The sequence below is a fragment of the Acidovorax sp. genome, assembly GCF_046314175.1.
In the GTDB taxonomy this organism is placed as follows: domain Bacteria; phylum Pseudomonadota; class Gammaproteobacteria; order Burkholderiales; family Burkholderiaceae_C; genus Acidovorax.
The window spans coordinates 18,138-29,784 of the sequence record NZ_JBKBXG010000063.1 but is presented as its reverse complement, the minus strand read 5'-3'; the positions used below and the strand labels follow the sequence as shown (position 1 = coordinate 29,784).

The 11,647-nt window shown below is 61.3% G+C and carries 13 protein-coding genes; 5 read left to right on the top strand and 8 right to left on the bottom strand.

What is annotated here, in order from left to right; genetic code table 11:
* A partial coding sequence (locus ACK4OE_RS17570; RefSeq protein ID WP_409886522.1) for a Tex-like N-terminal domain-containing protein occupies nt 1–1,507 on the bottom strand: 1,507 nt, incomplete at its 3' end.
* Between the two features lie 187 nt (nt 1,508–1,694).
* Between ACK4OE_RS17570 and ACK4OE_RS17565 the strand changes: the two genes are divergently transcribed.
* Nucleotides 1,695–2,099, top strand: coding sequence for a hypothetical protein (locus tag ACK4OE_RS17565; protein ID WP_409886520.1), 405 nt, complete (start codon nt 1,695–1,697; stop codon nt 2,097–2,099).
* A gap of 90 nt (nt 2,100–2,189) precedes the next feature.
* Here ACK4OE_RS17565 and ACK4OE_RS17560 read toward each other — a convergent pair whose 3' ends face one another.
* Nucleotides 2,190–2,348: a hypothetical protein gene (locus tag ACK4OE_RS17560; RefSeq protein ID WP_409886518.1), complete on the bottom strand. Its 159-nt coding sequence runs from the start codon at nt 2,346–2,348 to the stop codon at nt 2,190–2,192.
* A 38-nt stretch (nt 2,349–2,386) separates the two neighbouring features.
* Between ACK4OE_RS17560 and ACK4OE_RS17555 the strand changes: the two genes are divergently transcribed.
* The gene (locus tag ACK4OE_RS17555) at nt 2,387–2,947 is read left to right on the top strand and encodes an NAD-binding protein (RefSeq protein ID WP_409886516.1); all 561 of its coding nucleotides are present in this window, start codon (nt 2,387–2,389) and stop codon (nt 2,945–2,947) included.
* An 84-nt stretch (nt 2,948–3,031) separates the two neighbouring features.
* On the opposite strand, the gene ACK4OE_RS17550 is transcribed toward ACK4OE_RS17555, so the two are convergent.
* Both ACK4OE_RS17550 and ACK4OE_RS17545 read right to left on the bottom strand, forming a co-directional pair.
* On the bottom strand, nt 3,032–3,427 hold the full coding sequence (locus ACK4OE_RS17550; RefSeq protein ID WP_409886514.1) for a hypothetical protein: 396 nt from the start codon (nt 3,425–3,427) through the stop codon (nt 3,032–3,034).
* A gap of 1 nt (nt 3,428) precedes the next feature.
* A complete protein-coding gene (locus ACK4OE_RS17545) occupies nt 3,429–4,169 on the bottom strand; it encodes a DUF6402 family protein (RefSeq protein WP_409886512.1) in 741 nt (246 codons plus the stop codon).
* Between the two features lie 324 nt (nt 4,170–4,493).
* Here ACK4OE_RS17545 and ACK4OE_RS17540 point away from each other — a divergent pair, with 324 nt between their 5' ends.
* On the top strand, nt 4,494–5,561 hold the full coding sequence (locus ACK4OE_RS17540) for a DUF72 domain-containing protein (RefSeq protein ID WP_409886510.1): 1,068 nt from the start codon (nt 4,494–4,496) through the stop codon (nt 5,559–5,561).
* Nucleotides 5,562–5,732: 171 nt separating this feature from the next.
* On the opposite strand, the gene ACK4OE_RS17535 is transcribed toward ACK4OE_RS17540, so the two are convergent.
* Both ACK4OE_RS17535 and ACK4OE_RS17530 read right to left on the bottom strand, forming a co-directional pair.
* The gene (locus ACK4OE_RS17535) at nt 5,733–6,935 is read right to left on the bottom strand and encodes a multidrug effflux MFS transporter (RefSeq protein ID WP_409886508.1); all 1,203 of its coding nucleotides are present in this window, start codon (nt 6,933–6,935) and stop codon (nt 5,733–5,735) included.
* Nucleotides 6,936–7,048: 113 nt separating this feature from the next.
* Nucleotides 7,049–8,071 carry a GGDEF domain-containing protein gene (locus ACK4OE_RS17530; RefSeq protein ID WP_409886506.1) on the bottom strand — a complete coding sequence of 341 codons (1,023 nt, stop codon included), beginning with the start codon at nt 8,069–8,071 and terminating at the stop codon, nt 7,049–7,051.
* A gap of 347 nt (nt 8,072–8,418) precedes the next feature.
* Between ACK4OE_RS17530 and ACK4OE_RS17525 the strand changes: the two genes are divergently transcribed.
* Both ACK4OE_RS17525 and ACK4OE_RS17520 read left to right on the top strand, forming a co-directional pair.
* Complete coding sequence (locus ACK4OE_RS17525; protein ID WP_409886505.1) at nt 8,419–9,309, top strand: diguanylate cyclase domain-containing protein; 891 nt, start codon at nt 8,419–8,421, stop codon at nt 9,307–9,309.
* Between the two features lie 109 nt (nt 9,310–9,418).
* Nucleotides 9,419–10,051: a BON domain-containing protein gene (locus ACK4OE_RS17520; protein WP_409886503.1), complete on the top strand. Its 633-nt coding sequence runs from the start codon at nt 9,419–9,421 to the stop codon at nt 10,049–10,051.
* A gap of 26 nt (nt 10,052–10,077) precedes the next feature.
* Here the strand turns inward: ACK4OE_RS17520 and ACK4OE_RS17515 are convergent, their stop codons facing one another.
* A complete protein-coding gene (locus tag ACK4OE_RS17515; protein ID WP_409886501.1) occupies nt 10,078–10,779 on the bottom strand; it encodes a Crp/Fnr family transcriptional regulator in 702 nt (233 codons plus the stop codon).
* Between the two features lie 151 nt (nt 10,780–10,930).
* Complete coding sequence (locus tag ACK4OE_RS17510) at nt 10,931–11,605, bottom strand: Crp/Fnr family transcriptional regulator (protein ID WP_409886525.1); 675 nt, start codon at nt 11,603–11,605, stop codon at nt 10,931–10,933.
* Between the last annotated feature and the right edge of the window lie 42 nt (nt 11,606–11,647).

Below are 11,647 nucleotides of genomic sequence, written 5' to 3'. Positions count from 1 at the left end.
AGTCTTCCACCACCGTGCCCAGGGTGCGGGCCAGCTCGCTCTGGTTCACATCGTGCTGGTACTGGCCCACGCCAATGCTCTTGGGGTCGATCTTCACCAGCTCGGCCAGCGGGTCTTGCAGGCGGCGGGCGATAGAGGCTGCGCCGCGCAGGCTCACGTCCACATCGGGCATCTCTTGCGATGCGTATTCACTGGCGGAGTAGACGGAGGCACCCGCCTCGCTCACCACCACTTTTTCGATGGCACGGTCAACCTTGGCCGCCAGCTTGATGAGGTCGGCGGCCAACTTGTCGGTTTCACGGCTGGCCGTGCCGTTGCCAATGGCAATCAGGTTCACGCCATGTTTTTCAGCCAGCTTGGCCAAGGTGTGCAGCGAGCCTTCCCAGTCGCGGCGCGGCTCGTGTGGGTACACCGTGGCCGTCTCCACCAGCTTGCCCGTGGCGTCCACCACGGCCACCTTCACGCCGGTTCGGATGCCGGGGTCCAGCCCCATCACCACGCGGGGGCCCGCAGGCGCGGCCAGCAGCAGGTCGCGCAGGTTGTCGGCAAAAACCTTGATGGCCACCTTCTCGGCATCGTCGCGCAGGCGGGCGAACAGGTCGCGCTCGGTCGACAGGCTGAGCTTCACACGCCAGGTCCAGGCCACGCACTTGCGAATGAGGTCGTCGGCCTTGCGTGCCTGATGGCTCCAGCCCAGGTGCAGGGCGATCTTGCCTTCGGCAATGCTCGGCTTGCCGGGCTCTGGTTCGACAGGCAGCACCAGCTTGGCTTCGAGAATTTCGAGGCCTCGGCCGCGGAACACCGCCAGCGCGCGGTGCGAAGGCACGCGTCCAATGGGCTCGTCGTACTCGAAATAGTCGCGAAACTTGGAAACCTCGGGGTCGTTCTCGTTTTTTCCTTCGACCTTCTTGCTGCGCAGCAGGCCTTCTGCCCAGAGCCATTCGCGCAGGCTTTGCACCAGGGCCGGGTCTTCGGCCCAGCGCTCGCTCAGGATGTCGCGCACGCCGTCCAGTACTGCTGGCACGGTCGAAAAGTCAGCGCCCGGTTTGCCGTCATCCAGCACCTCGGGGGGCTTTGTGAAGGCTGCAGCTTCGTTGGCCGGGTCCAGCGTGGGGTCGGCAAACAGCTTGTCGGCCAGCGGCTCGATGCCGAACTCGCGGGCGATCTGGCCCTTGGTGCGGCGCTTCTGCTTGAAGGGCAGGTAGATATCTTCCAGCTCTTGTTTGGTGGGCGCGGCAGCAATAGCGGCGCGCAGTGCGTCGGTCAACTTGCCCTGCTCGTCAATGCTCTTGAGCACCGCAGCGCGGCGGTCGTCCAGCTCACGCAGGTACGCAAGGCGCGCTTCCAGCTCACGCAGCTGAATGTCATCCAGCCCGTTCGTCACTTCCTTGCGGTAACGCGCGATGAACGGCACCGTAGCGCCGCCATCCAGCAGCTCGACCGCTGCGCGTACCTGTTGTTCACTAACCCTGATTTCTGCGGCCAACTGCCGGATGATCTGCTGCATGTGTGGGCAAACTCTCTGAGACTTAAGTCAACCAAACGAACAAAAAAGCGAAGCGCGCGAGTTTGCCACAGGCACTCTTGGTAACAACCCGGGGCACACAGCCGCTGAAGTCGGCACGCAAAAGTGCGGCGCTGTCTAGAATGTTCCAGCCGTCAAGACCGCCCTGCCCTCGCCTGTCCCTCCGTTCATGCAGCCCCTTCCCTTCCCCATCCGCACAGAATGCCCGCCCGGCGCCTGTGTCTGCGACCGGGACGCCCTGCTGCAGTCGCCTGACGGCGACACGCGCATCCTGCAGCTCACCCAGGTAGAAGAGAAAAAGCTGCTGCAGCGGCTGGAGAACATTGCCAGCCTCTCTGACCTGCGCCGCGTGCAGGACCGCATGCAGCAGCAACTGGGCATCGGCTTGACCATTGCCCCCAGCCCCAACGAGGTGCGCACACTGCGCGGTATCACCATCCTGGTCCATGAGCAGCGTGGCCTGTGCCGCAAAACGCGCCAGGCCATCCCCGCCGCCATCAAGAAGGGCATGGACCAGCGGCCAGAGATTACCTACGAGCTGCTCAACGAAGGCGGCTTGTTTGGGGATTCGTAAACACGTGCTGCAGTCCTCGCGCTGCGCCTGAGGCCCCGCGGATTGCGCTACGCTCCTCGCCGAAACTGGTCCGCTTTTACTTTTCACTGGTCACCCCGGGGTCCCCATGGCCGCTGAATCAGGCACCGAACTCGTCAAAGTCGTCGCACTGCTGGCGGTGTTGTCGCTGCGCTGGCTGATGCCGCCCGAGCCTGCGCGGGACATGAACGGTGTGGATGCCGCCAGCGGCCTCAAGGGCACGGTGCTCATCATGGGCTTCGAGCCGGTTTGCGCAGATTGCCAGCCAGTTGCTGTTGGCGCGCGGTGTCGACATCGCCATCTTCGAGAACGACACCGACACGATCCGTGCGGCCGCGAAGCTTGGCTTCAAGGTGCGCTACGGCGATGGCACACGGCCAGATGTGCTGCACGCCAGCGGCGCCCACCACGCCAAGTCCGTTCTGGTGTGCACGGACGATGCCAAGACGACCACGCACATCGTCGAACTACTCAACAACGAGCGCCCACTGATCCCCGTGCTCACACGCGCGCACGACCGGCAGCACGCGATCGAGCTGTTGCGCCTGGGGCTGGACTATCAGATGCGCGAGACGTTTGAGTCGGCCATGAGCGTTGGCATGCAGGCGCTTGAATCCTTGGGTGTGGATGCCGATGAAGTGGCCGATGTGGCCAATAGCAACCGCGCACGCGACGCCGACCGCCTGCAGCTGGAGCTGGCCGACAACAAGGACGGCGCCCGCCAGTTCTTCTGGGGTAAAAAGTGGATTAAAACCCCGCTGACACAAACCCAGCGCACTGCGCAGGCGCTCCATGAGGAAGTGGCCGACGCTATTGAGCACCAAGAGTAGACAAAGCCAGCGCCAATGTAGCCCGATGCTGCATATGAGTAGCTGCCAAAGCTGTAACGGATGCTGGAAATCGTTTACCGCAGACTACCTTCTCTTAATTTTCGGAAAAATAAGTGCAATTAGGAACAGCCCAATTCCGCACGCCATTGAGAAATAAAGTTCTGTGACTTCAGGACTAAACATCATGGAGTAGGCGGGGCTATCATATTCAGCCGGGTAATTAAAAATCGAATCAATACTTATTATAAAACTAAGCAGCGCACACGCTCCTAACACGAGACGAGAGTATGGAAAACCAAAAATCAAACAAATAAGCAATAGACCGATTCCCACGCAAGTAATAGCCAGCGCCAATCGCTGAACCCCAAAAGCACCAAAATGCTGGCTTGTCACGTCATGAACAAATCCCCAAGCCATCCAGCCGAAAACCGCCAAAGTCGCAGAAGAAATAAGCACAAAAACCTTCACCAGTTTTTTCATGTCATATCTCAAGACTTATAGGCTTAGGAAGGTTTTTCGTATAGATGTCAGAGAAAATTATAAAATCTCCACCTCGTCCATGCCTTTCCCGCCACTTTCTAAATTGCGCATTTTCGACAAAACTCATTCCTAAATTAAACAAAGAAGCAGATGCCCCTTCACGCCCCCAGTAGCCCAGAGGTTCATCCTCAGTATTGAAATCATAACTATCGCGCACATAAAAGTGCAAATTTTTGATTGTCACTTTATGCGTCTTCCCAGCATTACTTTGCCCCTTCTCCAGCGGCTCCACCGAGCCACCAACGGCCACATGCATTGTAAATGCTGCCAAAGCGCAATCCAAAGGATCAACGCCACCCACGTAAGGCACACCAATTGAATTCAAGTGCGCAGTCTCATGCAATATCAAGGCATTACTGGATACTCCAATATTTTCCTTATTGGCCGTCAGAAAATGTTGACGCTGCAAAACTCTTCTAATTTCATCCAACGCTTTGGGCGTAGAGAGACGACTATTTTCCAGAGTGCCTATTGCGATATTTGCTCGTGTAAACCGGCGAACCCACTCCATCTTGACAATCGATGAGTCGACATGCTGAGTGGGCACCCCCAAGAAGTTCATGTCACCTTTCCGCCAATTTTCGGGCAACACAAAGCGCGGGGACAAAAACCACCGCTTCATGAGCGCCGCTCCAACTGCGGCCTGCATCTTCCTCTCCATGATTTCAGGAATTTCAACCAATTGAAATTGATTGAAACACGCATCATTTCTAGATGCGCTAAAAGAAGCCTCAGTCGATATTACTCTCGAGACACTAGTATAAGAAGTTCTTAGGCCCTCAAAAGCCTCCCGCTTGGCTGACTGTGATAATTCTCAGACGCTATTTGTATTCATTTGATAATTTACTATCCAGCAGAAGTGCAGATACTAGACCAAGAACAAATATTGCCATTCGCTTTTTTGTTACAAGAAGAAGGAGGCTTGAGGTAGCGAAGCACCTAGCACGCCAGCAATTAAGACTAACTGTGATCCACCACGAAGAGGCAACGTACTAATCCTTATCCCATGCAAGATGATCTGTTCGATAGCACGACGCCGCTCACATCGGCTTCGCCTTCTGCCCCGGCGTCCGTTATTCCACCTACGCGCACGAAGAGCGCCGCCGTCACTGCGCAACCGCAGGATGAGGCCGTGCACGCATTGGCCCGCAGCCTGCCACCTACGCTGCGCCTGGGTACCTCCAGCTGGACCTATCCGGGCTGGCACGGGCTTGTGTGGGAGGGTGAGCATTCCGACACGCAACTGTCCAAGCAAGGCCTGGCGGTGTATGCCCAGCACCCGCTGATGCGCGCGGTGAGCATTGACCGCAGCTTCTACCGCCCGCTCACGGTCAGCCAGTACGAGCGCTATGCCTCGCAGGTGCCGGATGATTTCCGGTTTGTAGTGAAGGCGCCCAGTGTGGTCACCGATGCCCTGGTGCGCAGCGAAGACGGGCGCGGTCGCCAACCCAACCCGGCCTTTTTGAGCCCCGACCTTGCGCGCAGCGAGTGCGTGGAGCCTGCCTTGCAGGGCCTCGCGCACAAGCTGGGCGCGCTGGTGTTCCAGCTCAGCCCCCTGCCCCTGGCGCAGTTGGACCGCATGCCGCTGCTGCTGGACCGCCTGCGCACCATGCTGCTGGCTTTGCCCGCGCTGGCACCGCTCGCGCCCGACGGTGTGGTTGCCGTGGAGGTGCGCGACCCCGAATGGCTGACGCCCGACTTTGCTGCCGTACTGCGTGAATGCGGAGCCACCTACTGCCTGGGCCTGCACGCCAAGATGCCACCGCTGCAGCAACAGCTGCCCGTGCTGCGCGCGCTGTGGCCCGGCCCGCTGGTCTGCCGCTGGAACCTGAACCCGGTGCATGGCCCGTATGGCTATGAAGACGCGGAACGCCTGTATGAGCCCTACAACCGCCTGCACCACCCAGACCTGCCAACCCGCGTGGAGCTTGCCAGCGTGATTGCAGGCATGACCCGGCGCGGGCAGAACGCCTTCGTGACCATTAGCAACCACGCCGAAGGCTCTGCACCCCTGACGGTGCGGGGCGTGGCGGAAGAAGTGGCTGCGGCGATGCTGGCCACAACAAGCCGCTGAGCTGAGAGTGAACCCGACGTGCCCCGCTTCAAGTGCTTGCGCTGAGGTTGCCCACACAGCAGAAAGCCAGGCACCGCCAAATACTCACTTATTGATAGCTGCCAGCGCTTATCCATCAAGCGCTAGAGGCACTTTTCACTCATATTTTTTGCGGAACACTGCCTGCGCAGGCTAGGCATGCACCAGCGCGCCGCGCTTGCCGCCCAGCGTGATCCACGCCAGCGCCACGCCCACCAGTGCACCCGTGGCCATGCCAATCACCATGGGCAGTGGCTTGCCCGTGGCAAACAGGCCAACCACACCCATGGCCAGGGCGCCGCTCAGCATCTGCAGCGTGCCCAGCAGGGCCGACGCCGTGCCGGCGATGGCCCCGTGCTTCTCCAGCGCCAGCACCGAGGTGGTGGGTATTACCAGCCCCATCAGCGCGCTGGCCACAAAGTACATGCTGATCAGCACAGCCAGGTCGTCACCGCCCAGCAGGTAATACAGCAGCAACGACACCATCACCGCGCCGGACGCCGTGGCCGCCGCTATAACCACCCGCACCATGCCAAACCGCTCGCCCAGCGTGGCGGTGAACTGGGAGGCACCGATGAACGCCGCTGCGTTGACCCCGAATGCCAGGCTGTACTGCGTGGGCGTGAGCCCGTAGTGGTTGATGAGCACAAAAGGCGAGCCCGCCAGGTACACAAAAAACCCGGCCATGGCACAGCCGCCAATGAAAACCAGCCCCAGGTAGTGCCAGTCGCGCAGCAGCAGCGCATAGGCGCGCAGGGCGCCACCCAGGCTGCTTTCCACGCGTTGCGATGCCGGCCGGGTCTCCTGCAGGCCGCCGTACACCAGCGCCAGGCCCGCCACCGCCGCCACGGCCACCACCCAGAACACGCCGCGCCAGCCGGTCAGCGCAATCACCCCGCTGCCCGCCAGCGGCGCCAGAATGGGCGACACGCTGAATACCAGCATCAGCAGCGACATCAGCCGCGCAGCATCGGTGCCGGTGTGCAGGTCGCGCACCACCGCACGCGGTATGGCCATGCCCGCCGCCGCACCCAGGCCTTGCAAAAAGCGCAGCGCCACGAGCGTTTCGATGTCGGTGGCCAGCGCGCAGCCCACGCTGGTCAGCGTGAACAAGGCAAGTCCAAAGTACAGCGGAGGCTTGCGGCCCACCATGTCAGAGACGGGGCCGTAGAACAACTGCCCCACCCCCAGCGCCACAAAGAACGCCGTCAGACTCCACTGCACAGCGCCCACCGACGCCCCCAGGTTGGCGCCAATGTCTGGCAGTGCGGGCAAGTACATGTCGATGGCAAACGGACCGATGGCCGAAAGCAGGCCCAGGATGAGGGCCATTTTGAGGAAGCGGGAGAAATGCATAGCCGCCCATTGTCACCATTTCGGTGGACAGGTTTGGGGTAAACCCTATATAGGCTGGATAACAGCGTACGCGTTGGGCGGCGGCCTGGTGAGCCCGCGCCACACCCGGTACCTCAGTCGGGCGCCAACTCTATGCGGTTGCGCCCGCCCTGCTTGGCGCGGTACATGGCGCGGTCGGCGCGGCGCACCAGCTCTTCGGGGGCCTGGTCGCGCTGGGGCACCACCGTGGCCACGCCAAAGCTCACGGTCACGATGCCAAAGGGAGCGCCCTCGTGGGGCAGCGCCATCGCCTGGATGGCGTGCTGGATCTGGTGCGCCACGTCCATGGCGGCCTGCGCGTCCGACGCGGGCAGCAGCACCACAAACTCTTCACCCCCAAAGCGCGCCACCAGGTCGCCCTCGCGGCGTCCGCCGGTCTGCGCCAGGGTCAGGGCCAGCGTCTGCAGGCACTTGTCTCCGGCCAGATGGCCGTAGTGGTCATTGAAGTGCTTGAACACATCCACGTCCAGCATGATCAGCGACAGCGGCGTTTGCCCCCGCTGGGCGCGGGCCCATTCGTGCGCCAGGGTCTGGTCAAAGTGGCGGCGGTTGGCAATTCCGGTCAGCCCATCGGTGTTGCTGATCAACTGCAGTTGCTGGTTGGCCAAGGCCAGCGCCTGGGTGCGTTCTTCGACCAGCGCCTGCAGTTCCCGGTTGCGCTCCTTCAGCTGGTCTACCGGGTACACCTCCCCCTCGCGGGCAATGCCAAAGGGGATCGAAATGCTGCTGTGGGCAATCTTCCAGTCGTCGCCCTCGCGGCAAAACACCAGCACCAGGCGCGCTGTTTCGCGCGCAAACAGTGCGTCGGGAATGGGCAGGCGAATATGAAAAAACGCGGTGACGGCCACCACGTCATCACTCAGATCCTGGGGAAAGAGGTCCACCACGTCGATGCCGATGCGGCCGGTGACCTGGGCGAAGTCCTGCAGCGTCACATCCACCCACTCGCTGCGGCTCTTGACGAGCTGGTCGCTGCTACCCGCAAAGCCACTGAAATTCTCGCTGAACCGCGTGATTAGCCGCGCATCCCGTGCGGCATACATCTCGATGTACTCATCGAACAACAGACGAATCAGACGCTGGCGTTCCGGTGACATGGGCGGTTTCCTCTGGAGCAGCAGTGGGGTAGTAGTGCGCGCCACCTGCCAAGCACGTGGCGGCCGGGCGCTCTGATGAATGTAGCACTCCAAGCCCGTGCTGTGTGGTTCATCGGGCGTCGCGGGGCCGCATCACGATGGCCCGGCAAGTGCAATGCTCCCCTGCGAGGGCCGCGGCGCAGCGAAGTCATCGGCCGGATAGCCGCAGCGATGCACGGCCTGTAGCTATGTGCGCTACCAGACGGAGAGCCCCGCCGCAAACCTTCAGACTGCGTGATGAGTATGGGCTTGTTCTGATGACGGCACGTTTGCCCCCACTATCCCAATAGCAGCACAAGGACCAGCGTATGGGCATGAAGCAGCGGCAGTTCCTTTTCGGCAAGACGCTCACCACGACGTGGCCCAGTGCCACGCAGATTCAGCACTGGAACCAGGTTCTGCGAAACCTTCGTGCACGGCTGGTCAACCAGGAGTTTTCGACTGGCGTGCAGCGTGATGAAGATACGCACTTCTCGCAATCCAAGCCATGGCAGGACTTCAGCGTGAGCGAATGTGTGGCGGCGCTTGATGAAATGCACATGGCTCTGCAGCGTGAAACCGCGCAGCGGCAGGAGCTGGAGCGGGCCTTTCAAACATCCCAAACCGCGCTGGTGCAGGCTGAAACCGATCTGGACCGCGTGCGCGGTGGCGAGCGCCGTGCACGCCATCTGGCTTTGCACGATGAGCTGACCTCCTTGCCCAACCGGCGTCATCTTCTGGAGCAACTGGGCGAGACGCTGGCACACCGGGCGCCCGACAGCCCAGGGCTCTCGGTTTTGTACCTCGACCTGGACGCCTTCAAGGCCGTGAACGACACCTATGGCCACGGCGTGGGTGACAAGGTGCTGCGTATCACCGCTGCGCGGCTGCGTGGCGCGGTACGCCAGGGCGACACGGTGGTGCGCCTGGGCGGTGACGAGTTCGTGTGCCTGCTGCAGGACGTGGCCGACGAGACACCATTGCGCCACCTGTGTGACAAGCTGATGCAAGCTGTATCTGCCCCAATGAAGATCGGGGTGCTGCAGTTGCTGGTGCGACCGAGCATTGGAATTGCGATCTGCCCGCAGCATGGCATTACCGCCGACGAATTACTGGCTTGCGCCGATGCGGCGATGTACGCGGCAAAGCGTGATGGTTGCGGTTTTGCTTTTCACAGCGCTGCCAGCGGCGGCGATCTGCGAAACAAGGGGGCTGCGTAGAAGTTACATGCTCATGCGTGCGGTTACGTACAGATGATTTCTTCGCAACGTGGAACAGTACATATAACGGGTCTGCTCTGTGCGGGCCTGCTTCCTGAGGGCCTGATCCATGACGCATGACCACACTCCCCGCCCATTGCCTCGCGCCACATTCGGCGTCCTGGCCATCGCTTTTCTCGCGTCACTGCTATTGCTGCAAAGCTGCAAGCGTGCCGACGGGATGACCACCTGGACACCGGTCAGCCCCACACCCGTGGTGTATCTGGAGGACAGCGTGCTGACCTCGCGGGTCAAGGCTGCGCTGCTGCTGTCACCGGTGGTGCGCAGCATCAACATCGGTGTGGAGTCCCACCAGGGTGTCGTGCTGCTCAGCGGCATGGCAGCAGACCCCACCCAGCTGGATCTGGCCGTGTTTGTTGCGCTGAACGTACCCGGCGTGACCAAGGTGGACAGCTTCATGTTCTCAACCGGAATTGCCCCGGCAACCGGCAGTAGCAGCGGCATCAGCAGTGCCGACCCGCCCGCCCCCCAGCTGCTGCAGCGCCAGCGCGAGCGAGACCGCGCGCCCCACCCCTTGCCAGCTGCCTCGAATAGACCAAGGGCAGCGGAGCCCTCGACCTTAGCGCGCGTAGACAACGTGCATCCCATGGCTCCGCAATCGGTGCTTCGTCGTTGGATGCGGCTGACCTATGGCACTCTGGGGCTCAGCAGCATCCAGGATGAACTGCAGATCAAACAGTAGCCCATGCAGGACTGAGAGGCTGAGACTCAAACCTTGGCTTTCATCAAGCGGTTGTGGATTTCCTTGTCGGCGACATAACAACTGCAAGCCTGGTTTTCTAGCGCGGCGCGGTTGAGCACCGTCAGCTCACCGCGGTGGTAGGCAATCAGGCCAGTGTCCTGAAAATGGCTGGCTGCCTCGGTGACGCCCACGCGGCGCACACCCAGCATCAGCGCCATGAATTCTTGCGTGACATGAAAGCTCTTGGTGCGCGACCGGTCTTCGCTCATCAACAACCAGCGTGCCAGGCGCGGGGCAATAGCGTGATACCGCTGGCAGGCAGATGCAAGGGTCTGCTGGTGCAGGCGCGCCAGCAGGCAGGCCTGCACCAGCTTTTGCAATGCAGGGATCGCCTCAATCTGCGCACGCAGCTGCGCCGCGTTAATGCGCCAGCTAGAGCCAGCCCCCTGCACCAGTGCGCGCCATGGGGTGGCGGCCGCTCCCAAAATCAGCTCGGACCCGAGCATGGACTCCACGCCCACCATGCCCACTTCCAGCGGCGGGTGGCTATCCACATCAATCACCAGCGACAAAAAACCCTCATTCGGGAAATGTGCGTAGGCCAAAGGTTTGCCGCGCGCACTCAGCTCCGCCGACAGCACCAACTCAAAAGGCTCGCAATGCGCCAGCAACTGCCTGCGGGCTGCGGGCGGGAGTTGATGGATGATTTGGTTTTCAAGCGGTTGCATCGAGAGGCTTCACTGGTCAGCCCGCACCACTCAAAGAAGTGGTGTCATGGCGAGTGCACCAAGCGCCGGGCCGGTACACGTCTGCGCTCAGTGTGGGCGCACAACAGTACCCTGACTGTGTGCCACCGCACACAGTCACCAACAGGCGCGGCTAACTGGCCGTGCACGGGGGCAACAACCGGTCGTATTCCTTCTTCACCACCTCGTAGCACTCACAGGTGCGGCCTTCAAGGCCCACGCGGTCGAGCACGTTGATATGCCCGCGGGCATATCGGATAAGGCCTGCTTTTTGCAGCTTGAGTGCAGCCTCGGTCACGCCTTCGCGGCGTACGCCCAGCATGTTGGCAATCAGCTCCTGCGTCATCACCAACTCGTCGCCATGCAGCCTGTCCAGGCTGAGCAGCAGCCAGCGGCACAGTTGCTGGTCCAGCGAATGGTGGCGGTTGCACACGGCGGTCTGCGCCATCTGGGTGATGAGCGCCTGCGTGTAGCGCAGCAACAGGTGCACCACAGGACCCGAGCGGGCGAACTCTTCCTTCATGACATCGGCACGCATGCGAAAGCCAGTGCCTGCGCTTTGCACCACCGCCCGACTGGGCGTGGAGCCGCCTCCCATAAAAATCGAAATGCCCACCAAGCCTTCAAATCCAACCACCGCAATCTCGGCCGACGCGCCATCTTCCAGCACATACAACAGGGAGACGATCGCGGTGGTGGGGAAGTACACATAAGGCATCGTGGCCCCGGACTCATACAGCACCTGCCCCAACGCCAGGTCAATAGGCTCCAGCTGCGGCAACCAGCGCTCTAACTCAGTCGCAGGCAAGGAGGCCAAAAGATGGTTCTGCAGGGGGGATGACTTCAATTT

Coding starts and splice junctions, on each gene's coding strand:
- ACK4OE_RS17565 (WP_409886520.1), top strand. CDS start 1,695: ATGCAGCCCCTTCCCTTCCCCATCCGCACAGAATGCCCGCCCGGCGCC.
- ACK4OE_RS17560 (WP_409886518.1), bottom strand. CDS start 2,348: ATGAGCACCGTGCCCTTGAGGCCGCTGGCGGCATCCACACCGTTCATG.
- ACK4OE_RS17550 (WP_409886514.1), bottom strand. CDS start 3,427: ATGAAAAAACTGGTGAAGGTTTTTGTGCTTATTTCTTCTGCGACTTTG.
- ACK4OE_RS17540 (WP_409886510.1), top strand. CDS start 4,494: ATGCAAGATGATCTGTTCGATAGCACGACGCCGCTCACATCGGCTTCG.
- ACK4OE_RS17535 (WP_409886508.1), bottom strand. CDS start 6,935: ATGCATTTCTCCCGCTTCCTCAAAATGGCCCTCATCCTGGGCCTGCTT.
- ACK4OE_RS17530 (WP_409886506.1), bottom strand. CDS start 8,071: ATGTCACCGGAACGCCAGCGTCTGATTCGTCTGTTGTTCGATGAGTAC.
- ACK4OE_RS17525 (WP_409886505.1), top strand. CDS start 8,419: ATGGGCATGAAGCAGCGGCAGTTCCTTTTCGGCAAGACGCTCACCACG.
- ACK4OE_RS17520 (WP_409886503.1), top strand. CDS start 9,419: ATGACGCATGACCACACTCCCCGCCCATTGCCTCGCGCCACATTCGGC.
- ACK4OE_RS17515 (WP_409886501.1), bottom strand. CDS start 10,779: ATGCAACCGCTTGAAAACCAAATCATCCATCAACTCCCGCCCGCAGCC.